Origin of the sequence: Burkholderia sp. AU45388 (assembly GCF_030481585.1) — a bacterium.
In the GTDB taxonomy this organism is placed as follows: domain Bacteria; phylum Pseudomonadota; class Gammaproteobacteria; order Burkholderiales; family Burkholderiaceae; genus Burkholderia; species Burkholderia sola.
The window spans coordinates 14,271-34,837 of the sequence record NZ_JAUJPV010000029.1; the positions used below are offsets into that span (position 1 = coordinate 14,271).

19 protein-coding genes and 1 pseudogene are annotated in these 20,567 nt (G+C 68.3%); 13 read left to right on the forward strand and 7 right to left on the reverse strand.

Going from position 1 to position 20,567, the window contains the following annotated elements; translation table 11 throughout:
* Positions 1–89: 89 nt before the first annotated feature.
* On the reverse strand, positions 90–2,360 hold the full coding sequence (locus QZM72_RS31685; RefSeq protein ID WP_089466427.1) for an NADP-dependent malic enzyme: 2,271 nt from the start codon (positions 2,358–2,360) through the stop codon (positions 90–92).
* A 457-nt stretch (positions 2,361–2,817) separates the two neighbouring features.
* Between QZM72_RS31685 and QZM72_RS31690 the strand changes: the two genes are divergently transcribed.
* The 7 genes from QZM72_RS31690 to QZM72_RS31720 all read left to right on the forward strand — a co-directional run bounded on the left by QZM72_RS31690 (position 2,818) and on the right by QZM72_RS31720 (position 10,337).
* The gene (locus QZM72_RS31690; RefSeq protein WP_011546659.1) at positions 2,818–3,504 is read left to right on the forward strand and encodes an orotate phosphoribosyltransferase; all 687 of its coding nucleotides are present in this window, start codon (positions 2,818–2,820) and stop codon (positions 3,502–3,504) included.
* Between the two features lie 239 nt (positions 3,505–3,743).
* On the forward strand, positions 3,744–4,340 hold the full coding sequence (locus QZM72_RS31695) for a YbhB/YbcL family Raf kinase inhibitor-like protein (protein WP_089466426.1): 597 nt from the start codon (positions 3,744–3,746) through the stop codon (positions 4,338–4,340).
* A gap of 198 nt (positions 4,341–4,538) precedes the next feature.
* Positions 4,539–5,111, forward strand: coding sequence for a flavodoxin family protein (locus tag QZM72_RS31700; protein WP_011546661.1), 573 nt, complete (start codon positions 4,539–4,541; stop codon positions 5,109–5,111).
* A gap of 178 nt (positions 5,112–5,289) precedes the next feature.
* Complete coding sequence (argC, locus tag QZM72_RS31705) at positions 5,290–6,240, forward strand: N-acetyl-gamma-glutamyl-phosphate reductase (RefSeq protein WP_089466425.1); 951 nt, start codon at positions 5,290–5,292, stop codon at positions 6,238–6,240.
* 434 nt (positions 6,241–6,674) lie between these two features.
* Positions 6,675–8,096 (forward strand): DUF2957 domain-containing protein, encoded by a 1,422-nt coding sequence (locus QZM72_RS31710; protein WP_301740079.1) that lies wholly within the window; start codon positions 6,675–6,677, stop codon positions 8,094–8,096.
* 147 nt (positions 8,097–8,243) lie between these two features.
* Positions 8,244–9,485, forward strand: coding sequence for a DUF2957 domain-containing protein (locus tag QZM72_RS31715; RefSeq protein WP_301740080.1), 1,242 nt, complete (start codon positions 8,244–8,246; stop codon positions 9,483–9,485).
* 18 nt (positions 9,486–9,503) lie between these two features.
* A complete protein-coding gene (locus QZM72_RS31720) occupies positions 9,504–10,337 on the forward strand; it encodes an OmpW family protein (protein ID WP_089466422.1) in 834 nt (277 codons plus the stop codon).
* 203 nt (positions 10,338–10,540) lie between these two features.
* Here QZM72_RS31720 and QZM72_RS31725 read toward each other — a convergent pair.
* Positions 10,541–10,648 (reverse strand): annotated as a pseudogene (locus QZM72_RS31725) (LysR family transcriptional regulator); the annotation flags it as partial.
* Positions 10,649–10,706: 58 nt separating this feature from the next.
* On the opposite strand from QZM72_RS31725, the gene QZM72_RS31730 reads away from it, so the two are divergent.
* Complete coding sequence (locus QZM72_RS31730; RefSeq protein WP_301740081.1) at positions 10,707–11,420, forward strand: hypothetical protein; 714 nt, start codon at positions 10,707–10,709, stop codon at positions 11,418–11,420.
* A gap of 87 nt (positions 11,421–11,507) precedes the next feature.
* Here QZM72_RS31730 and QZM72_RS31735 read toward each other — a convergent pair whose 3' ends face one another.
* From QZM72_RS31735 to QZM72_RS31745, 3 genes are all read right to left on the reverse strand, one after another.
* The gene (locus QZM72_RS31735; RefSeq protein WP_301740082.1) at positions 11,508–12,143 is read right to left on the reverse strand and encodes a LysE family translocator; all 636 of its coding nucleotides are present in this window, start codon (positions 12,141–12,143) and stop codon (positions 11,508–11,510) included.
* A gap of 69 nt (positions 12,144–12,212) precedes the next feature.
* Positions 12,213–13,082: an NAD(P)-dependent oxidoreductase gene (locus QZM72_RS31740; RefSeq protein WP_089466419.1), complete on the reverse strand. Its 870-nt coding sequence runs from the start codon at positions 13,080–13,082 to the stop codon at positions 12,213–12,215.
* 185 nt (positions 13,083–13,267) lie between these two features.
* On the reverse strand, positions 13,268–13,504 hold the full coding sequence (locus QZM72_RS31745; protein ID WP_089466418.1) for a hypothetical protein: 237 nt from the start codon (positions 13,502–13,504) through the stop codon (positions 13,268–13,270).
* Positions 13,505–13,863: 359 nt separating this feature from the next.
* Between QZM72_RS31745 and QZM72_RS31750 the strand changes: the two genes are divergently transcribed.
* The 4 genes from QZM72_RS31750 to QZM72_RS31765 are packed head-to-tail and all read left to right on the forward strand — an operon-like array spanning position 13,864 to position 18,121.
* Positions 13,864–15,069: an efflux RND transporter periplasmic adaptor subunit gene (locus QZM72_RS31750; protein WP_301740083.1), complete on the forward strand. Its 1,206-nt coding sequence runs from the start codon at positions 13,864–13,866 to the stop codon at positions 15,067–15,069.
* Positions 15,070–15,074: 5 nt separating this feature from the next.
* Entirely contained in the window at positions 15,075–15,773 is a 699-nt protein-coding gene (locus QZM72_RS31755) for an ABC transporter ATP-binding protein (protein WP_301740084.1), read from the forward strand.
* A gap of 18 nt (positions 15,774–15,791) precedes the next feature.
* Positions 15,792–16,946 carry an ABC transporter permease gene (locus tag QZM72_RS31760; RefSeq protein WP_301740085.1) on the forward strand — a complete coding sequence of 385 codons (1,155 nt, stop codon included), beginning with the start codon at positions 15,792–15,794 and terminating at the stop codon, positions 16,944–16,946.
* 8 nt (positions 16,947–16,954) lie between these two features.
* Positions 16,955–18,121: an ABC transporter permease gene (locus tag QZM72_RS31765; RefSeq protein WP_301740086.1), complete on the forward strand. Its 1,167-nt coding sequence runs from the start codon at positions 16,955–16,957 to the stop codon at positions 18,119–18,121.
* A gap of 22 nt (positions 18,122–18,143) precedes the next feature.
* Here QZM72_RS31765 and QZM72_RS31770 read toward each other — a convergent pair whose 3' ends face one another.
* A complete protein-coding gene (locus tag QZM72_RS31770) occupies positions 18,144–19,475 on the reverse strand; it encodes a carotenoid oxygenase family protein (RefSeq protein ID WP_301740087.1) in 1,332 nt (443 codons plus the stop codon).
* Positions 19,476–19,490: 15 nt separating this feature from the next.
* On the reverse strand, positions 19,491–20,135 hold the full coding sequence (locus tag QZM72_RS31775) for a DUF2239 family protein (protein ID WP_301740088.1): 645 nt from the start codon (positions 20,133–20,135) through the stop codon (positions 19,491–19,493).
* A 172-nt stretch (positions 20,136–20,307) separates the two neighbouring features.
* On the opposite strand from QZM72_RS31775, the gene QZM72_RS31780 reads away from it, so the two are divergent.
* Positions 20,308–20,502, forward strand: a complete 195-nt coding sequence (locus QZM72_RS31780; RefSeq protein WP_301740089.1) for a hypothetical protein — start codon at positions 20,308–20,310, stop codon at positions 20,500–20,502.
* Positions 20,503–20,567: the final 65 nt, after the last annotated feature.

Below are 20,567 nucleotides of genomic sequence, written 5' to 3' on the forward strand. Positions count from 1 at the left end.
GCGGTTCACAAAAAAAACGCCACGGAACGCTGGTTCCGTGGCGTTTTTCATTGCGCCGCGCGTGACGCGCGGCACACGCAAGCGTGGACTTACTTCGTGTTCACGTTCGCGGCGGCAACGGCCGTCATGTTGATGATCCGGCGCACGGTCGCGGCCGGCGTCAGGATGTGGACCGGCTTGGCCGCGCCGAGCAGGAACGGGCCGACCGTCACGCCTTCGCCGCCGACCATCTTCAGCAGGTTGTACGCGATGTTCGCCGCTTCGACGTTCGGCATGATCAGCAGGTTCGCTTCGCCCGACAGCGTGGTGCCCGGGAACGCCTGCTTGCGGATCAGTTCCGACAGCGCCGCGTCGCCGTGCATTTCGCCGTCGACTTCGAGGTTCGGCGCACGTTCGACGATCAGCTTGCGGGCCTCGGCCATCCGGCGCGACGACGCCGACGGCGCGCTGCCGAAGTTCGAGTTCGACAGCAGCGCGGCCTTCGGCGCGATGCCGAAGCGCTCGATCTCGGCCGCGGCCTGGATCGTCATGTCCGCGAGTTGCTCGGCGCTCGGCAGCTCGTTTACGTACGTGTCGCACACGAACAGGTTGCGGCCCGGCAGCATCAGCAGGTTCATCGCGGCGAAATGCTCGGCGCCCTTCGCGCGGCCCAGCACCTGCTCGATGAACTTCAGGTGGCTGTGGAACGTGTCGATCATCCCGCAGATCATCCCGTCCGCATCGCCCAGGTGCACGAGCATCGCGCCGATCAGCGTGTTGAACTTGCGCATCGCGGCCTTCGCGACTTCCGGCGTCACGCCGTCGCGCGCGCCGATCTCCTGATACGCCTGCCAGTAGCGGTGGTAGCGCGCATCGTCTTCCGGATCGACGATTTCGAAATCGGTGCCGGCCTTCAGCTTCGAGCCGATCTTCGCGAGGCGCATGTCGACGACCGACGGGCGGCCGATGATGATCGGCTTCGCGATCTTTTCCAGCAGCACGAACTGCGCGGCGCGCAGCACGCGCTCGTCCTCGCCCTCGGCGAACACGATGCGGGCTTCCTTCTGCTTCGCGGTCGCGAACACCGGACGCATCACCATGCCGGTACGGTAGACGGTCGCGCCGAGCTGCTCGCGGTACGCGTCCATGTCCTGGATCGGGCGCGTGGCGACGCCCGAATCCATCGCGGCTTGAGCGACGGCCGGCGCGATCTTGATGATCAGGCGCGGGTCGAACGGCTTCGGAATCAGGTAGTCCGGCCCGAACTCGAGCGAATGGCCTTCATACGCCTTCGCGACTTCCTCGCTCTGGTCGGTTTCCTGGGCCAGCTCGGCGATCGCGCGCACGCATGCGAGCTTCATTTCTTCCGTGATCGTCGTCGCGCCGACGTCGAGCGCGCCGCGGAAGATGAACGGGAAGCACAGGACGTTGTTGACCTGGTTCGGGTAGTCCGAACGGCCGGTCGCGACGATGGCGTCCGGGCGCACGGCCTTCGCGTCTTCCGGGCGGATTTCCGGTTCCGGGTTCGCGAGCGCCAGGATCAGCGGCTGGTCGCCCATCGTCTTGACCATGTCCTGCTTCAGCACGCCCGCGCTCGAGCAGCCGAGGAACACGTCCGCGCCGACGATCGCGTCGGCGAGCGTGCGCGCGTCGGTGTTCGCCGCGTAGCGCTGCTTCGACGGATCGAGGTTGCCGCGCCCTTCGTAGATCACGCCCTTCGAATCGGCGACGAGGATGTTCGTCTTCGTGAGGCCGAGGTTCACCAGCAGGTCCAGACACGCGATCGCGGCCGCGCCGGCGCCCGAACACACGAGCTTCACGTCGGCAAGCTGCTTGCCGACGACCTTCAGGCCGTTCAGGATCGCGGCCGACGCGATGATCGCGGTGCCGTGCTGGTCGTCGTGGAAGACGGGGATCTTCATGCGCTCGCGCAGCTTCTGCTCGATGTAGAAGCATTCCGGCGCCTTGATGTCCTCGAGATTGATGCCGCCGAGCGTCGGCTCGAGCATCGCGATCGCCTCGACGAGCTTGTCGGGGTCGGACTCCGACAGTTCGATGTCGAACACGTCGATGCCCGCGAATTTCTTGAAGAGGCAGCCCTTGCCCTCCATCACCGGCTTCGCGGCGAGCGGGCCGATGTTGCCGAGGCCGAGCACGGCCGTGCCGTTCGTGATGACGCCGACGAGGTTGCCGCGCGACGTGTACTTCTGCGCGTCGAGCGGATCGGCGTGGATCGCCTCGCACGCGGCGGCGACGCCCGGCGAATACGCGAGCGACAGATCGAGCTGGTTCGACAGCGGCTTGGTCGGGGTGACCGAAATCTTGCCGGGTTTCGGGTTCAGGTGATAAGCGAGAGCGGCCTGCTTCAGTTGTTCGTCCATGATTGACCTGCGAGAGACATGCGAAATATTGACGACTCAGTACACAGCACCTTCGGCCGCGTCTGCTTGAATCGAGGGGATGGTCGACTGCGAGACGGCCCGCGACGCGCCGGATCGGCACGCCATCGAACCTTGGCGGGTGGCAAGAGGAAAGTACAAAGTACTGAACGATTTCTTAGGGTCGCCTAGTGTACACCCCCTAAATGACCTCCGTTGGTGCACCGCCGCATCCCCGGCATCCGCATCGGGACGGTCGCGCCCCGTTTGTTTCGCCGGTGATGAGCGGCGCGGCGGCACGCGCGAATTCCGCCGAAAACTGGCCTGAATCAGGTAAAATAGCGGGCTACGCGCGCAGCGATGCGATTGGCCTGCCGATCGCGCCCCGGCCCCCCGGCGGGTTCTCTTGCTGCGCCACCGGGCCCGCGCCCGCTCCTCGCTCATCACCCAAGGAATGCCCATGACAGGCTACGATCGTCAGTCGATCTCGGATACGACCGCCAAAATCCTGCTCGAAGTGCAGGCGGTGCACTTCAATGCCGAAAAACCGTTCATCTTCACGTCCGGCTGGGCAAGCCCCGTCTATATCGACTGCCGCAAGCTGATCTCGTATCCGCGCGTGCGCCGTGCGCTGATGGAAATGGCGGAAACGACGATCACGCGCGACATCGGCTTCGAGCAGATCGACGCGGTGGCGGGCGGCGAGACGGCCGGCATCCCGTTCGCGGCATGGATCGCGGACCGGATGATGGTGCCGATGCAGTACGTGCGCAAAAAGCCGAAGGGTTTCGGCCGCAATGCGCAGATCGAAGGCCATCTGGAAGAAGGCTCGCGCGTGTTGCTGGTGGAAGACCTGACGACCGACAGCCGCAGCAAGATCAACTTCGTCAACGCGCTGCGCACCGCGGGCGCGACGGTGAACCACTGCTTCGTGCTGTTCCACTACGACATCTTCAAGGAAAGCGTGTCGGTCCTGAAGGACATCGACGTCGACCTGCACGCGCTCGCCACGTGGTGGGACGTGCTGCGCGTCGCGAAGGCGTCGGGCTACTTCGAGACGAAGACGCTCGACGAAGTCGAGAAATTCCTGCACGCACCGGCCGAATGGTCGGCCGCGCACGGCGGCGCGACGGCCCCGAAGGAATGACGCCACGCCGGCATGCGTGCCGGCGCGCTGGCTGAAGAGCCGCCTGCTTCATCGCAGGCGGCTTTTTTTCGTCCGTCGGCCGGCGCCCTGACCGATCGCAATCGCGGGCGCCGGCGTGCGTCGCTCATCGAACCCTAATGCTAGACTTGATCCATTGCCGCCGCGAGCGGCGCGGGCAACACACCACGCCAACAATGCCGGGCGCCGCGGCCCGGCCCACGTGACGGGAGAAGCGCCATATGCGTGTGGATCGCCGGATCACTCCGCCTGCGCCATCGGGTCGCCCGTCTCCGTTGCTCCTCCCCGCCCTCCTGTGCGCCGCCGTTTTCGCGGCGCTGCCCGCGCATGCGGAAGGCCCGTTCACCGTGACGAGCGACGACCTGACGCCCGGCGCCCGCGTGCGGCCCGCGAACGTGTTCGATCGCGGCGACTGCAAGGGCGCGAACCGCTCGCCGCAACTCGCATGGCGCAACCCGCCGCCCGGCACCCGCGGCTACGCGGTCACGATCTTCGATCCCGACGCGCCCGGGCACGGCTGGTGGCACTGGGCCGTCGCGGGCATTCCGGCGACCGTCACGAGCCTGCCGGCCGACGCGAGCGCCTCCGGCTTCCTGCGCCGCATCGGCGCGAGCGAGGCGCGCAACGATTTCGGGATCGACGGATACGGCGGCCCGTGCCCGCCGCCCGGCAAGCCGCACCGCTACGTGATCACCGTCTACGCGCTGAAAGGCACCGACCTGCGCATCTCGCAGGGCCGCCCCGCGCCGATGTTCGAGCACGAGATCGGCACGCTCGCGATCGGCACCGCGCAGCTCACGGTCACTTACGGCCAGTAGTCGCGCCGCCGCAATTGCCGGCCGCCGCGCCTTTCCAGGCGCCGCACGCGCACGTCGTCTCGTCATTTCGGCTTGCTAGACTCGTCGTCACCGGTCGCGGCATCCCCTGCCGCGCGACCGTCGCGCCGCCCGCCGGCGACGCGTGACGCGGCGAGCCGTGGCGGTCCGCCGTTCCCGTCCCTTTCCGGAGAACGCTTCATGTCGAACATCGTCATCGTCTATCACAGCGGCTACGGTCACACGCAGAAACTGGCCGAAGCCGTGCACGCCGGCGCGCAGGACGCCGGCGCGAACGTGCGCCTGATCGCCGTCGGCGACCTCGACGACGCAGGCTGGGCCGCGCTCGACGCGGCGGACGCGATCGTCTTCGGCGCGCCGACCTACATGGGCGGCCCGTCCGCGCAGTTCAAGCAATTCGCCGACGCCACGTCGAAAGCGTGGTTCACGCAGAAATGGAAGGACAAGATCGCCGCAGGCTTCACGAACTCCGCGACGATGAACGGCGACAAGTTCTCGACGATTCAATATTTCGTCACGCTGGCGATGCAGCATGGGATGGTGTGGGTCGGCACGAGCCTGATGCCGGCGAACTCGAAGGCGGCCACGCGCAACGACATCAACTACCTCGGCGGCTCGACGGGCCTGCTCGCGCAGTCGCCGGCCGATGCGACGCCCGACGAGGGGCCGCTGCCGGGCGACCTCGAGACCGGCAAGGCATTCGGCCGGCGTGTCGCCGAAGCGACCGCCCGCTGGGACGCCGGCGCCCGCTGAACGCGCCCCTCCTGCGGCCCGCGCGCGTACCGGCGGGCGTCGAAGGGACGCAAAGACGGACACGAAGACGGCCCGCTGGCCGTCTTTTTTCGCCCCGCGCGGTGCAGGGCCGCCGGATGACGTCTTAAAATGGCGGTTTCAGGGCGCCGCGGCTCCCGTTTCATTCAGTGAGAGCGAAATGAGCACCAAAGTTTTTGTCGACGGCCAGGAAGGCACGACCGGCCTCAAGATCTTCGAATACCTGTCGGCACGCAGCGACATCGAGATCCTGCGCATCGAGGAAGCGAAGCGCAAGGACGTCGACGAGCGCCGCCGCCTGATCAACGCGTCGGACGTCACGTTCCTGTGCCTGCCGGACGTCGCGTCGCGCGAATCGGCCTCGCTCGTCGAGAACCCGAACACCACGCTGATCGACGCGAGCACCGCGTTCCGCACCAGCGCCGACTGGGCCTACGGCCTGCCCGAGCTGACCCGCGCGCAGCGCGAGAAGATTCGTACGTCGAAGCGCATCGCGGTGCCCGGCTGCCACGCGTCGGCGTTCGTGCTCGCGATGCGTCCGCTCGTCGATGCGGGCATCGTCGCGCCGACGTTCGCCGCGCACAGCTACTCGATCACCGGCTACAGCGGCGGCGGCAAGTCGATGATCGCCGAGTACGAAAGCGCCGCGCCGGGCGGCAAGCTCGCGAGCCCGCGCCCGTACGCGCTCGGCCTCGCGCACAAGCATCTGCCGGAAATGGCCGCGCACACGGGCCTCGCGCACGCGCCGATCTTCACGCCGATCGTCGGCCCGTTCCTGAAGGGCCTCGCGGTGACGACCTACTTCACGCCCGAGCAGCTCGCGAAGCGCGCGACGCCGCAGGACGTGCAGCGCGTGTTCGCCGAATACTACGCGGACGAAGCGTTCGTGCGCGTCGCCCCGTTCGATGCGGACGCGAACCTCGACGGCGGCTTCTTCGACGTGCAGGCGAACAACGACACGAACCGTGTCGACCTGTTCGTGTTCGGCAACGCGGAGCGCTTCGTCACGGTCGCGCGCCTCGACAACCTCGGCAAGGGCGCGTCGGGCGCCGCGATCCAGTGCATGAACCTCAACATCGGCGCGGCCGAGGACGCGGGCCTCAAACGCTGATTCAACATCGCATGCCATGCAAAGCCGGCCATTGGCCGGCTTTTTATTTACCCGTGTCAGGCAATATATAAAACCACTACACCGCGCATTTACAAATATTTACAAGCTTTCGATTGCGCGATTACAAGTGGATTAATCCAGCCCCCTCCTTATCCAGTCAATCCCGAATAGGGATAAACCGGATACCGTCTGTTTAAACGCTGCCGTTATACGCGAGAAGGCGCCGCGAGAGCGTGTCGGGCGTCGCGCATCCCCCACTGCGGCAGCTTTCGGCGGCCCGTCTCGCGTTTAAATTCTTACCGATAGCCTTATTGGGAAAGCATTCAATTAGACGATCCCGTTTCAATCGCCTTTTTTAGACGGGTTCATCAATTGACAGCAAAAACACAGGCAGCGACATTAGCTCGCACAATTAAACGATTGGAGACAGCGGCATGTCGCACACCTTATCGAAGGGGGTGGCAACGGCCTTTGCCATTGCCCCTTTCCTGGTTGCATGTGGTGGGGGGGACTCGGGCGGCGCGCTCGCGCCGATCAATGCACCCCAATGTTCCGGCTCGAGCTGCGGCACGCAAGGGCAGCCGCCTTCGCAGCCCATCAACGGCGCACTGTGCCCGGCCGACGCGGATATCGTGAAGAGCACGTATCTCGGCGGCGCGGGTAGCGGCGAGATCGTCAGCGTCAACATCGACGCGGTCGCGATGACGTACACGCTCAAGTGGCTCGAATCGCCGATTCCGCTGAAGACGGGCACCGTCACGCCGAGCCGCGTCGGCACGACCATCACCGGCAAGGTCATCCATCCGCCGACCGGCACGCTGCCGACCGCCGAGCAGACCCGCTGCGCGTTCGTCCTCACGCCGGGCACCGGCCCCGCGCCGAACGGCTCGACCTATTCGACGGCCGCCGACTTCAACCAGGCGAACCCGCCGATGCTGCTGGTCGGCATGGGCGTCGCGGGCGGCGGCATTCCCGGCGCGACGATCCAGTACGACGGGCTGACGATCATCCCGGGCGTCGTGCAGAACGTCGGCCAGGTGCCGAACCGGCACTTCGATTTCTATCCGTTCCTCGGCTTCGCGAACACGACGACGGACCTCTCGAAGCTGCCGGGCACGTACAACGCGCTGCTCTACCACCTCGTGCCGTCGGGCAACTACGCGACGAAGGGCTCCACCTCGAGCGAGACGTTCGACGCGAACGGCGCGTGCACGTCGAGCGGGTCGGGCGGCTGCCAGACGACCGGCGATCCATGGAAGACGAGCCCGAACGGCGGCTACTTCGATAGCGCCAAGGCGCCGCAGACGCTGCCGCAGACGCAACTGCCGATCGTCGGCGCGACCGGCAAGTCGGCGACCGCGCACATGGTGATCGGCCAGCTCAACGGCGCGACCGTGCCGGTGATCGTGCGCACGGGCAACGTGAATCTCGGCACGCCGCCGCTGCACCTCGATGCGCAGGTCGACGACGAATCGGGCATCGCGGTGCTCGGCGCGGCGACGGCCGTCACGTCGGGCACGATCGACGGCGGCTACGCGGGCGCGGACTCGAACTTCAAGTACACGGCCGCGCTGATCCGCGGCGGCAACGCGTCGTTCATCAACCCGTCCACGCAGGGCGAGGAAGACGGCTTCACGCTCGACTACGGCCAGACGACGCCGGGCCTGCTGAACGCGAAGACCACTCCGCCGAGCGGCGCGAGCTACCCGTCCGCATCGGGCGTGGTGATCGCGACGGGCGGGCTGTACGCGGCGCTGATCCAGGGCACGGTGAACGGCGGCGTCACGTCGACGTCGGCGAATTCGACGACGTCGTCGACCCCGTACTTCGGCGTGGGCGCGCAGATCAGCAAGTAGCGGGCGAGGACGCGGCGGCCGGCCTGCCGCCGCGTGACGCAGGGAAGGCACGAAAGCGTCCGGCACGGCGCGAACAAGACGAGCACGACCAACAGAAGCGGCCGACAGGGAGCTGGCCGCCGCACAAGACAAATCTGGAGGAGCAACATGAAGCGCAACCTCATTCTGGCGGCGGCCTTTGCCGCCCCCCTTCTTTCCGCCTGCGGCGGCGGCAGCGACAACCCGCCGCCGCTCGTCGAAGACCGGCTTTGCCCCGCCACGCTCGACTACAACACCGTGTTTACGGGCGGCGCGGGCAGCGGCGAACTCGCGAAGGTCCAGCTCGACACGACCAAGATGACCTGGCAGGTCACCTACGTCGAATCGGCGGTGCCGCAAAAGACCGGCACCGTCACGCCGACCCGCGCGGGCACCGTCGACAGCGGCACGCTCACGCAGGAAACGCTGCTGCCGACCAACAAGCTGAACCAGTGCGCGTTCCGGCTGAACGGCGCGAGCCTCGATGCGTCGCGTCCGGCGCGCATCTTCGTCGGCTTCGGCGTCGCGGGCGGCACGATTCCCGGCAAGGAGATCCAGTTCGACGGCGTGCTCGGCCAGGCCGCGGTGCCCGACACGACATTCCCGTATTACCCGTTCATCGGCTTCTCGTCGATCGAAACCGACATCACGAAGGTCGCGGGCACGTACAGCCACATCGGCTTCGGCGAAGTGCCGTCGCAGAAATTCGGCCCGGCGTCGATCGACGCGAAGGTGACGATCAACGCGGACGGCACGTGGACCAAGTGCGACACGACCGGCCAGTTCGCCGGCGGCGCGTGCACGCAGCAGGGCACGAACTTCGTGCAGTCGGCCGACGGCAGCGGCGCGTTCCAGTCGAACAACTACGCGAGCCAGTTGAAGCCGACGCTGTCGGCCACGCCGCAGGGCAAGGGCTTCATGGTCGTCGGCAAGCTGCGCAACCAGCTCGTGCCGATCCTCGTGCGCACCGGGGTCGCGAACCCGAACCCGACGCCGGACAGCAACGGCGTGCCGGGCCTGACCGCCGACGACGAATCGAGCATCTCGATCCTCGCGCCGCAGACGGCCGTCGCGGCCGGTTCGCAGAACGGCGAGTACATCGGCGTCGACAGCCAGTTCGATTACCGGACCACCGCGCTGATCGACAAGCAGGCCACGCTGCTCGATCCGTTCCAGCCGTCGCAGGCGTCGCTCACGAGAGTGCTCGACCTCGACTACACGCAGAAGGTGCCGGGCACGGTCACGACGATCCATACGGGTTCGGGCAGCACGTCGCCGACCGGCAAGTTCATCTTCTCGGGTGGCGTGTTCGGTTTCCTCGACAACGCGGGATCGACGCCGTATTTCACGATCGGCGCATTCGTCCAGTAAACGGAGGGGAAAGCCGTGATGAAGAAAACCCTTCTCTGCGCGGCGGCCGGCGCCGCCGCCGTGGCGCCGCTCGCCGCGCACGCGCAGAGCGCCGGCAGCAACGTCGTCACGCTGGGCTGGTTCCACGTCATGCCGCAGCAGAGCAGCACGCCGATGACGACCAACGTCGCGCCGACGCCGATCAACACGCCGCTGCGGCTGCCGCCGTCGTTCACGTCGGCCGGCACCGGGCTGCATACGAGCGGCGCCGACACCGTCGGCCTGACGATCAGCCACTTCCTGACCGACCACATCGCGGTCACGTCGGTGGCCGGCGTGCCGCCGGTGTTCAAGGTGTCGGGCCAGGGCACGATCAAGCCGCCGGGCCCGGCCGGCGCGCTCGGCACGCAGAACATCGGGCTGGGGTCGGTCAACCCCATCGTGAAGAGCGTGCGGCAGTGGAGTCCGGCGGTGATCCTGCAGTACTACTTCGGGCAGGCCACCGCGAAGTTCCGGCCGTTCCTCGGCCTCGGCGTGTCGTACAACTGGTTCAGCGACCTGCAGCTCAACACGAACTTCATCAAGCAGACGCAGGACAACCTCGGCGCGATCCTCGCGGCGGGCGCGGGCAAGCCGGGGACGACCTCGGTGGAGGCGAAGGCGTCGTCGTCCTGGCAGCCGGTGTTCAACGCGGGCCTGCAGTACAACGTGACGGAACACTTCGGGCTGGTCGCGTCGGTGACCTACATTCCGCTGAAGACGACGTCGACGGTGACGATCAAGGCGGCGGACGGCTCGGTGCTCGCCGAGTCGAAATCGGACCTGAAGGCGGACCCGATCATCAGCTACGTCGGGATGACGTACAAGTTCTGAGTGCGCGGCGTCGGCCGGCGAATGGAAATGGAGCGCTGCGACACAATCGCGGGCAAAAAAAAGCCCGCCTGATCGGCGGGCTGAATCCATATCAGAGGAGACATGGAGGAGACAGGTGCAATCATAGCGAATCGGTTTCCGCAATGCAACATTTCCGTAGGGAAAATAAGGATTTTCCCTCGAATGCGGCCTCTAGTTCGTTGTTACGGCGCCTGACCCCTTTTCGTTTCCCGGTCGAGCACCTCGCCCAGCGCGTCGCGCAGCAGCTCGACCGGCCGCATCAGGCGGCCCGGCAACGTGCCGTGCACGATGTCGCATAAACATCGGACACCTACGATGGGAGTTCCTTCGCTCGCCCCCAGGTTTCCGATGAACTGCCCTGCCCCTCGTTGCGCCGCCCCCGTTTCCCCGCCCGTCGCCGCGCCGGCTGCGCTGAGCACCGGCATGACGCTGTTCTTCGCCGCGACGGTCGGCGTGATCGTGATGGACCTGTTCGCCGCGCAGCCGTTGACCGGCCCGATCAGCGCCGATCTGCATCTGCCGGCCGGCCTCGCCGGCCTCGTCGCGATGCTGCCGCCGCTCGGCTACGCGGCCGGGCTCGTATTGCTCGTGCCGCTGGTCGACCTGCTCGAGCACCGCCGCCTGATCGTCGCGACGCTCGCCGTCTGCGCGGCCGCGCAGCGGCTCGCGCACGGCACGATACTCATGGCGCTCGTCGTGCTCGGCGTCGCCGGCGCAGGCGGGTTCGGCTTCGATGCGCACGCCCATCGCGGTGTCGCGCTCGCGCTGCTGGCCGGCGGCGCGGCGCTGCTCGATGCGGGTGTGATCGTCGACCAGACGATCGGCCGCCGCGCGATCAACCTGCTGAACCCGGCCGCGCGCGGACGCCTGAACGGGCTGTTCGTCGGGCTGTTCTTCGTCGGCGGCGCGCTCGGCGCGGCGCTCGCCGGCAGCGCATGGGCATGGGGCGGCTGGAGCGCGGTGTGCGGGGTCGGGTTCGCGTTCGCCGGCGCGGCGGCCGTGTTCGGGCTGGCGGCCGGCCGCGGCGGCGGCGCAGCGGCGCTGGATCGGCCGCGTGCGTGAGCACGCAGCGGTAAAGCACCGCCCAATAGCCGAACGCCCCGCCCTTTTTCAAGGGACGGGGCGTTCGGTACGCCGGGTCGCCGGAAATCAGTGGCGAACCAGCGCCATCATCGCGCCGAAGCCGACGAACAGGCCGCCCGTCAGCCGGTTGAACACCTTCGCGACGCTCTGGCTCTTCAGCGTGGCGCCGATGCGCGTGCCGAACGCCGCGTAGACGAGATACCAGCTCACCTCGATCACCGCGAACGTGACGACGAGGATGCCGAACTGCGGCAGCGTCGGCTCGGCGGCATTGATGAACTGCGGCAGCAGCGCGGCCGCGAACAGAATCGCCTTCGGGTTGCTGCCCGCGACCAGGAAGCCATTGCGGAACAGCGCGACGCGCGAGGCCGATGCCCCTTGCGACACGGCATCGACGTCGGCCGCCGGCGCATCGTCCACGCGGGCGCGCCACGCCTTCACGCCGAGATAGATCAGGTAGGCGGCGCCCGCGAAGCGCAACGCATTGAACATCGCCGGCCATGCGTCGAGCACTGCGCCGAGCCCCGCCGCGGAGACCGCGAGCATCAGCACCAGCGCGCTCAGGCAGCCGGCCATCGTCGCGGACGAGCGGCGCAGCCCGTGCCGCGCGCCGTGCGTCATCACGAGCAGCATGTTCGGGCCCGGAATCGCCGACACGACGAACACCGTCGCCACGAAAAGCCACCACGTATGCAAATTCATCACTGCCTCTGTCTGGAATAGGGGAACGATCCGCCGATTATGCCGCGCGCACCGCGCGTCTGTCGCGTGTCAGCGGCCCGCGCGGCGCAGCGCGGCTTCGCCGAGCACCGCGAAATCCTGGTCGCCGCCGCCGTGCGCGAGCGCGTCGAGCAGGCTGTCGCGCACGACGCTCGCCACCGGCAGCGGCACCGACGTCGCGTCGCCCGCCTCCAGCGCGAGCCGGACGTCCTTCAGCCCGAGCCGCGCCTTGAAGCGCGCGGGCTCGTAGCGCCGCTCGGCGATCATCGCGCCGTAGCCTTCGTAGACGGGCCCCGGAAACACGCTGCTGGTGATCACGTCGAGGAAATCGCGCATCGCGACGCCGTGCGCGCCGAGCAGCGCGGACGCCTCGCCGAGCGTCTCGATCGCCGACGCGAGCGTGAAGTTCGCGGCGATCTTCGCGACGTTCGCGTGCTGCGGCAGCGAGCCGAACCGCCAGGTCTTCTGGCCGATCGCATCGAACAGCGGCTGCACGCGGTCGATCGCCTCGGCCGGGCCGCCCGCCATGATCGTCAGGCGCGCGGCGGCCGCGACGTCGGGCCGCCCCATCACCGGCGCGGCGACATAGTGGATGCCGCGTGACGCATGCGCGTGCGCGAGCGATTCGGCGAGCGCGACCGACACCGTCGCCATGTTCACGTGGATCAGCCCGCGCGGCGCCTGCGCCAGCAGCGCATCGTCGAACACCGCGCGCGCGGCCGCGTCGTCGCCGAGCATCGAGAACACCGCGTCGCCGCGAAATGCGTCGGCCGGCGTGTCGACGACCTGCGCGCCGAATGCCGCGAGCGGCTCGGCCCGCTCGCGCGACCGGTTCCAGACCCGCACCGTGTGGCCCGCCTTCAGCAGGTTCGTCGCGATCGCCTGCCCCATTTCGCCCAGCCCGATAAACCCGAGATCCATGTCCCGCTCCTTCGCATCGTGAAGCCGCGAGTTAAGCACAGATGCCGGCGCTCTGCAGCGCCCGCCACCGGCCGCCGGCCGGGCGCGGTGCACACCGGGCGCCTGAAAAAACAAAACCCCGCATGCCGGAGCATGCGGGGTTGGCCGACCGATGGCCGGCAACGCCGGCCGTGGCGGCGAGCCGCTTAGTTTTGCGCGCCTGCGTCGTTCGTGCCGGCGGCCGATGCGGCTGCACTCTTCGCCTGGCCCTTCTTCGAACCGTGGTGCTTCAGCTGGTGCTTCGGCTTGCTGTGATCCTTCTTCATCGGCGCGGAAGCCGGCGCCATCGCGCCTGCCGGCGCCGACGCCGTCTCCTGGGCGAATGCCGAAACCGATGCGAGTGCGAATGCTGCGGCGATGATCGAAGCGAGCGTCTTCTTCATTGTTCTTCCTTTAGCGGAGAAAAAATCAAACGTACCGGTAAGTAAAGATGCGAGGCATTCGCATCGGAGCCCCAGGCCGCGAGGCCGGCTTTCGCCGTTCCGTCGCGACAAAACCTGACGCACTGGTTCCATAACGCACCGCCTTCGCGGCAAGTTGACACGTTGCTTGCATCCTCGGGTTTCCCCGGGGGCGGGCGCGTCAGCCGGCGCCGGCGGGCCGGACGGGCCGCCGCCGCACGGCGCCGCAAACCGGCTCGCGCGGCGCCGGGGCGACGCTTATACTGGCGTCCATCCGTCCCTTTCCCCGGAAACCGGATCGCGGCCGGTCGCACGACCGCCGCCGTCTCGAGGCGCTCAAATTGCCCGATCACAATCTGGACAAACTGAAAATCGACCGGCGTCCGATCGCCCCGGTGCCGCGCCGGCGCCGCTGGGTGCGCTATGCGGTCGCCGCCGCGCTCGTCGCCGCCGCGATCGCCGCCGGCCTCGCGCTCACCGGCCGGCCGACCGTCGACACCACGTCCGTCACGTCCGCCTACCCGTACCAGAACGACACGCAGCTCAATGCGACCGGCTACGTCGTGCCGCAGCGCAAGGCCGCGGTGGCGTCGAAGGGCCAGGGGCGCGTCGAGTGGCTCGGCGTGCTCGAAGGCACGCGCGTGAAGCAGAACGAGATCATCGCGCGGCTCGAAAGCAGCGACGTGCGCGCGTCGCTCGCCCAGGCGCGCGCGCAGGTGCAGGTGTCCCGCGCGAACCTCGGCGTCGCGCAGGCCGAGCTGAAGGACGCCGAGATCGCGCTGCGCCGCACCGCCGCGCTCGCGCCGAAGGGCGCGGTGCCCGCCGCGCAGCTCGACACCGACACGGCACGCGTGAACAAGGCGCGCGCGACGCTCGACAGCGACCGGGCCGCGATCGCGTCGGCGCAAGCGAACGCGCAGGCCGCGCAGGTGGCGGTCGACCAGACGGTGATCCGCGCGCCGTTCGACGGCATCGTGCTCGCCAAGCATGCAAACGTCGGCGACAACATCACGCCGTTCTCGTCCGCGTCGGACAGCAAGGGCGCGGTCGTGACGATCGCCGACATGGAGACGCTCGAGGTCGAGGCCGACGTCGCCGAATCGAACATCGCGAAGATCCGCGCCGAGCAGCCGTGCGAGATCCAGCTCGACGCGCTGCCCGACATGCGTTTCGCGGGCCGCGTGTCGCGCATCGTGCCGACCGTCGACCGCTCGAAGGCCACCGTGCTCGTGAAGGTGCGCTTCGTCGACCGCGACGAGCGCGTGCTGCCCGACATGAGCGCGAAGATCGCGTTCCTGTCGAAGCCGGCGTCGCCGCAGGACCGGCAGCCGGTGACCGCCGTGCAGGCCAGCGCGGTCGTGGAGCGCGACGGCCGGCCGGTCGTGTTCGTCGTGAAGGACGACGCCGTGCATGCGGTGGCCGTGACGAAGGGCGTGCGGATCGGCGAGCTCGTCGCGGTGCGCGGCGTGACGCCCGGCGACACGGTCGTGCTCGCGCCGGGCGCGAAGCTGAAGGACGGCGCGAAAGTGACCGTCGCGAAGAAGTAACGCGCGTGAACGACGCCCGGCCGCCCCTCGTCGAGCTCAGCCACGTCGCGAAGTCGTACCGGCGCGGCAACCAGATCGTGCCCGTGCTGACCGACATCACGCTCGACATCGGCGACGGCGACTTCGTCGCGCTGATGGGGCCGTCGGGCTCCGGCAAGAGCACGCTGCTGAACCTCGTGGCCGGCATCGACCGGCCCGACAGCGGCGAGCTGCGCGTCGGCGGCCTCGACATCTCGCAACTCGCCGAGGCGCAGCTGGCCGAATGGCGCGCGGCGAACGTCGGCTTCATCTTCCAGTTCTACAACCTGATGCCCGTGCTCACCGCGTTCGAGAACGTCGAGCTGCCGCTGATGCTCACGCACCTGTCGCGCCGCGAGCGGCGCGAACGCGTCGAACTCGTGCTCGACATGGTGAATCTCGGCGACCGGACGAGCCATTACCCGTCGGAGCTGTCGGGCGGCCAGCAGCAGCGCGTCGCGATCGCGCGCGCATTGATCACCGATCCGGTGCTGATCGTCGCCGACGAGCCGACCGGCGACCTCGACCGCGCATCGGCCACCGACGTGCTCGCGATGCTGCAGCGGATGAACGCCGAACTCGGCAAGACGATCATCATGGTGACGCACGACGCGCACGCGGCCGGCGCCGCGCGCTCGCTCGTCCATCTGGAAAAAGGGGAGCTGATCGATGGGCACGCGGCCTGACCGACGCGAGCGCGCGCCATGTATGTGCTGAAGCTGATCGCGCGCAACGCGCTGCGGCACCGGCTGCGCACGCTGCTGACCGTGCTCGGGCTCACGATCGCCGTGCTCGCGTTCGGGCTGCTGCACACCGTCGTCGACGCGTGGTACGCGGGCGCAGCCGCCGCGTCGAGCGGCCGGCTCGTCACGCGCAACGCGATCTCGCTGGTATTTCCGCTGCCGGTCAGCTACGAGAACCGCATCCGCGGCGTGGACGGCGTGACGGCCGTGGTCCGCTCGAACTGGTTCGGCGGCATCTATCGCGACCCGAAAAACTTCTTCGCAAGCTTCGCGGTGTCGGACAACTATCTCGACCTGTATCCCGAATTCATCCTGCCGACGCAGCAGCGCGCCGACTACGACCGCGACCGCCGCGGCTGCCTCGTCGGCCGCCAGCTCGCGACGCAGTTCGGCTTCAAGGTCGGCGACGTGATTCCGCTGAAGGGCACCATCTATCCGGGCACGTGGGATTTCGTCGTGCGCGGGATTCTCGACGGCCGCGACGATTCGACGATCACGCGCCAGCTGGTGTTCCACTGGGATTACCTGAACGAGACGGTGCGCAAGCGCACGCCGAAGCAGGCCGACCAGGTCGGCGTGTTCGTGCTCGGCGTCGCGAACCCCGACGACGGCGCGTCGATCGCGCGCAACGTCGACGCGGTGTTCAGGAACTCGCTCGCCGAAACGCTGACCGAGACCGAGCAGGCGTTCCAGCTCGGCTTCGTCGCGATGTCGAACCAGATCATCGCGGCGATCCGCCTCGTGTCGTACGTGGTGATCCTGATCATCATGGCCGTGATGGCCAACGCGATGGCGATGAGCGCCCGCGAGCGCACGGCCGAATACGCGACGCTGAAGGCGCTCGGCTTCGGCCCCGCGTTCCTCGCGCTGATCGTGTTCGGAGAATCGGTCGTGATCGCGGTGGCTGGCGGCGGGCTCGGGATTCTCGCGACGCCGCCCGCCGCAAGCCTGTTCAAGCAGGCGGCCGGCGGCATCTTCCCGGTGTTCAAGGTGTCGACCGAGACGGTCGTGCTGCAGGCCGCGTGTTCGGTCGCGGTCGGCTTCGCGGCGGCAATCGTGCCGGCATGGCAGGCGGCGCGCGTGCGCGTCGTCGAAGGCCTGCGGGCGATCGGGTAGCGACGCGCATGGCGATCCCGCTCACCTACATCGCGCGCAACCTGTGGACCCGGCGCCTCACCACCGCGCTCACCGCCGGCGGGATGGCGCTCGTGATCTTCGTGTTCGCGACGGTGCAGATGCTCGACGCCGGCCTCACGAAAACGCTCGTGTCGACCGGCGAACCCGACAACGCGGTGGTAATCCGCAAGGGCGCCGAGACCGAGATCCAGAGTTCGATCGACCATCAGCAGGCCAACGCGCTCGAGATGCACCCGGCCGTCGCGCTCGGCCCCGACGGACGGCCGCTCGTGTCGAAGGAAGCCGTCGTGCTGATCTCGCTCGTGAAGACGTCGACCGGCAAGCCGTCGAACGTCGTGATCCGCGGCGTATCGCCGGCCGGCCTCGCGCTGCGCCCGCACGTGAAGCTCGTGGCCGGCCGCCCGTTCGCACCGGGCTCGTCGGAAATCGTCGTCGGCAGCGCGATCGCGAAAGGCTTCAGCGGCACGCAGCTCGGCGACAGCCTGCATTTCGCGCAGCGCGACTGGACCATCGTCGGCATCTTCGACGCGGGCGGCAGCGGCTTCGATTCGGAGATCTGGGGCGACGTCGACCAGCTGATGCAGTCGTTCCGGCGCACCAGCTATTCGTCGATGGTGCTGCGCATCCCGAGCGCGGACGGCTTCGCGCGCTTCAAGGCCGACATCGACGTCGACCCGCGTTTGACCGACGAGGCGAAACGCGAGCAGACCTTCTACGGCGACCAGTCGAAGGCGCTGTCGACCTTCATCAACATCCTCGGCATCACGCTGTCGACGATCTTCTCGATCGCCGCGATGATCGGCGCGATGATCACGATGTACGCGTCGGTCGCGAACCGCGTGGCCGAGATCGGCACGCTGCGCGCGCTCGGCTTCAAGCGCACCAGCGTGCTCGCCGCGTTCCTGCTGGAGGCGCTGCTGCTCGGCTTCGTCGGCGGCGTCGCGGGGCTCGCGTGCGCGTCGCTGATGCAATTCGCGTCGTTCTCGACGACCAACTTCCAGACCTTCTCGGACCTGTCGTTCCGCTTCGTGCTGACGCCCGCGATCGTCGTGAAGACGCTCCTGTTCTCGCTCGCGATGGGGCTCGTCGGCGGGTTTCTGCCGGCGATGCGCGCCGCGCGGCTGAAGATCGTCGACGCGCTGCGCGCGCAGTGACGCGCGCCGCCGCCGCGCACGTTCAACGTTCGCGCGGCACCCACGCGCCGTGGAACCCGGCCGGCACGCGCCGCGGCAGATGCACCGTCCCAACCGGCCCCGCATCGATCGCGCGCGCATCGAGGATCACGACGTCGCTCGTGTCCGTCGCCGCGCGGTAGACCATCACCAGCAGCCAGCCGTCGTCCTCGTCCGCGCCGCCCGGGCGCGGCACGAACACCGGCTCGCCATTCTGGTCGCCGGCCGGCACCGCGTAGTGCGTCGTCGTGCCGCGCGCGTGGTCGAAGCGCATCACGCCGCGCATTTCCGCGTTGGTCGGCTGCTCGGCCGCATACAGATAGCGGTAGCGGCGCCCGGTCCGGCTTTCGTTGATGCGCGGCAGCTCGATGCCGCCGTCGGCGAGCGGCCCTTCGTCGATCAGCCCGTTCGCGGTGTCGATCACGTAGCGCCACAGCTCGCCGACCGGGTTGTCCGCGAAGCGGCCCGTGCGCGGGTCGAGCCGCAGGAACGACGGATAGCGCACCGCATCGAGCACGATGCACGATGCGTCGCAGTCGTACGCATTCACGACGTGCTGGATGAAGCACGGCTCGACGCCGAACCAGCGCACGTCGCCACCGTGGCGCGGCAGCACACCGATGCGCGCGGGCCGGTCGTCGTGCCAGCGCAGCGGCATCCGGTGGCCCTGCTTCAGCAGCGAGAAGTCGTAGCCGACGTTCAGGTCGAGCAGCAGGCTGCGGGTTTCGGTGATCGCGAGGTCGTGCATCATCGACGGCGCGCCGACGTCGATCTCGACGTCGACACGCTTCACACCCATCGCGTCGATCACGCCGTAGCGCAGCCACGGCGCGCGCCAGTCCGCGCGGAACAGGATCAGCTCGCCGGTGACCGGATCGACCTTCGGATGCGCGGTCATTCCGCCGTCGAAGCCCGCGTGCCGCGCCGGCATGCCGAACGAATCGAGCGCGGCGGTGATTGCGAGCGGCGCGCCGCCTTCGGCCATCGCGAGCAATTCGCCCGCATGCTGCAGCACGTTCACGTTCGGATTGGTGTCGGGCAGATGCGGCACTTGCCCCGGTGCGTGGACGGCGGCCCAGCGCTGCGTGCGCGCCCAGCGGTTCCGGTAGCCGGCCGCGCGACCGCCGTCGAACGCGATCGCATGCAGCATCGCGGCTTCCGGCCACCACGACAGCATGTCGTTGCCTTCGAAGCGGCCGCTCGGCGGATTCGGGCCGTTGCGCAGCAACGTGCCGTCGAGTTCGCGCGGAATCGCGCCCGTCACGCGCAGGTCGACGATGTCGACTTCGTCGGCGACCGGCGCGATCGCGCCACGGTTCAGGTCGAATACGGTCATCGCGTCGGCGCTCCGTCAGCAGTCTTCGGCGGTGGGCGGCAGATCGCCGCGCGCCAGCGCGAGCGCATGGTCGCGCACGTCGTCCGGCCAGCCGGCGATCAGCTCGGCCAGCCGTGCCGGATCGTTCGCATACAGCGCCCGCGCCGCTTCCTCGAAACCGGGCAGGTCGCCCGCCATCGCCGACATGAAGTGGTACGCGCGCGCCTGCGCGTCGCGGTGCCGGTCAGCCGCCGCGTGCGTGCGCCGCGCGTCCTCGACGAGCTTGCGCAGCGCGACCGACGCGCCGCCCGGCTGCGCGCCGAGCCATTCCCAGTGACGCGGCAGCAGCGTGACCTCGCGCGACACGACGCCGAGCTTCGGCCGGCCGCGGCCGCGCTGTTCGGCAGCGCCTGGGCCTGGGCCCGCGCCCGCCGGCTCTCCGGCGCCGCCGGATGTGTCGCCAGACGGCGCCGCATAGCGCGCGCGGATGTCGTCCGCCGTGCCGCGCAGGTCGAGGTCGATGGAACGGCCGGTTGCATCGTCGAAGATCAGGATCGTGCCGGACGTCGCGTCGCCGGCTGCCTGCCGGACCGCAAACGCGACCGCCGCGAGCGGGCCCGATGCGAGCCGCCGGTGGCCATCGAAGGCCGTGTACGAAGGAAGAAGCGTGGAAGAGGTCATCGTGGTCGCCCGCGGGCTGGAATCGGAATGACGCTATTTTTATCCGGGTATTAATTGAATGTCAATATTATCCGGGTAAAAAAAATCGTCATCGTAGAATTCCATCCTGCGAGGGCGGTCGCGATGGCGCCACAATGGCGCACGCGCAGGCCAGCGCGTCGTCGAGCGACATATGCCTTTTGAACGCCTACGACGCGGCGGCAGGCTCGAACCGCACGCCGGCATCGTCGGCAAGCTGCGTGCGCAGCGCGGCGACGCACCCTCACGGCAGCGGCACGGACGACGCACGCACGTGACCGCGCCGATCGATTCAAATGCTGAATCGATCAAGTCAGCAATTGGCATGAAAGCGCAAATATCGACATGACAGAATGGCCCCGACGCCCTGCCCGCCTCGGCGTCCGGTGCCCGGCCTCCGCCGGCGGCATCCAT

Excerpts from the sequence above, each read along its gene's own strand:
- QZM72_RS31775 (WP_301740088.1), bottom strand. The coding sequence starts at position 20,135 with ATGACCTCTTCCACGCTTCTTCCTTCGTACACGGCCTTCGATGGCCAC.
- QZM72_RS31695 (WP_089466426.1), top strand. The coding sequence starts at position 3,744 with ATGCGTGTGGATCGCCGGATCACTCCGCCTGCGCCATCGGGTCGCCCG.
- QZM72_RS31690 (WP_011546659.1), top strand. The coding sequence starts at position 2,818 with ATGACAGGCTACGATCGTCAGTCGATCTCGGATACGACCGCCAAAATC.
- QZM72_RS31765 (WP_301740086.1), top strand. The coding sequence starts at position 16,955 with ATGGCGATCCCGCTCACCTACATCGCGCGCAACCTGTGGACCCGGCGC.
- QZM72_RS31760 (WP_301740085.1), top strand. The coding sequence starts at position 15,792 with ATGTATGTGCTGAAGCTGATCGCGCGCAACGCGCTGCGGCACCGGCTG.
- argC (WP_089466425.1), top strand. The coding sequence starts at position 5,290 with ATGAGCACCAAAGTTTTTGTCGACGGCCAGGAAGGCACGACCGGCCTC.
- QZM72_RS31715 (WP_301740080.1), top strand. The coding sequence starts at position 8,244 with ATGAAGCGCAACCTCATTCTGGCGGCGGCCTTTGCCGCCCCCCTTCTT.
- QZM72_RS31735 (WP_301740082.1), bottom strand. The coding sequence starts at position 12,143 with ATGAATTTGCATACGTGGTGGCTTTTCGTGGCGACGGTGTTCGTCGTG.
- QZM72_RS31700 (WP_011546661.1), top strand. The coding sequence starts at position 4,539 with ATGTCGAACATCGTCATCGTCTATCACAGCGGCTACGGTCACACGCAG.
- QZM72_RS31710 (WP_301740079.1), top strand. The coding sequence starts at position 6,675 with ATGTCGCACACCTTATCGAAGGGGGTGGCAACGGCCTTTGCCATTGCC.
- QZM72_RS31740 (WP_089466419.1), bottom strand. The coding sequence starts at position 13,082 with ATGGATCTCGGGTTTATCGGGCTGGGCGAAATGGGGCAGGCGATCGCG.
- QZM72_RS31745 (WP_089466418.1), bottom strand. The coding sequence starts at position 13,504 with ATGAAGAAGACGCTCGCTTCGATCATCGCCGCAGCATTCGCACTCGCA.
- QZM72_RS31720 (WP_089466422.1), top strand. The coding sequence starts at position 9,504 with ATGAAGAAAACCCTTCTCTGCGCGGCGGCCGGCGCCGCCGCCGTGGCG.
- QZM72_RS31780 (WP_301740089.1), top strand. The coding sequence starts at position 20,308 with ATGCCTTTTGAACGCCTACGACGCGGCGGCAGGCTCGAACCGCACGCC.
- QZM72_RS31730 (WP_301740081.1), top strand. The coding sequence starts at position 10,707 with ATGAACTGCCCTGCCCCTCGTTGCGCCGCCCCCGTTTCCCCGCCCGTC.
- QZM72_RS31770 (WP_301740087.1), bottom strand. The coding sequence starts at position 19,475 with ATGACCGTATTCGACCTGAACCGTGGCGCGATCGCGCCGGTCGCCGAC.
- QZM72_RS31685 (WP_089466427.1), bottom strand. The coding sequence starts at position 2,360 with ATGGACGAACAACTGAAGCAGGCCGCTCTCGCTTATCACCTGAACCCG.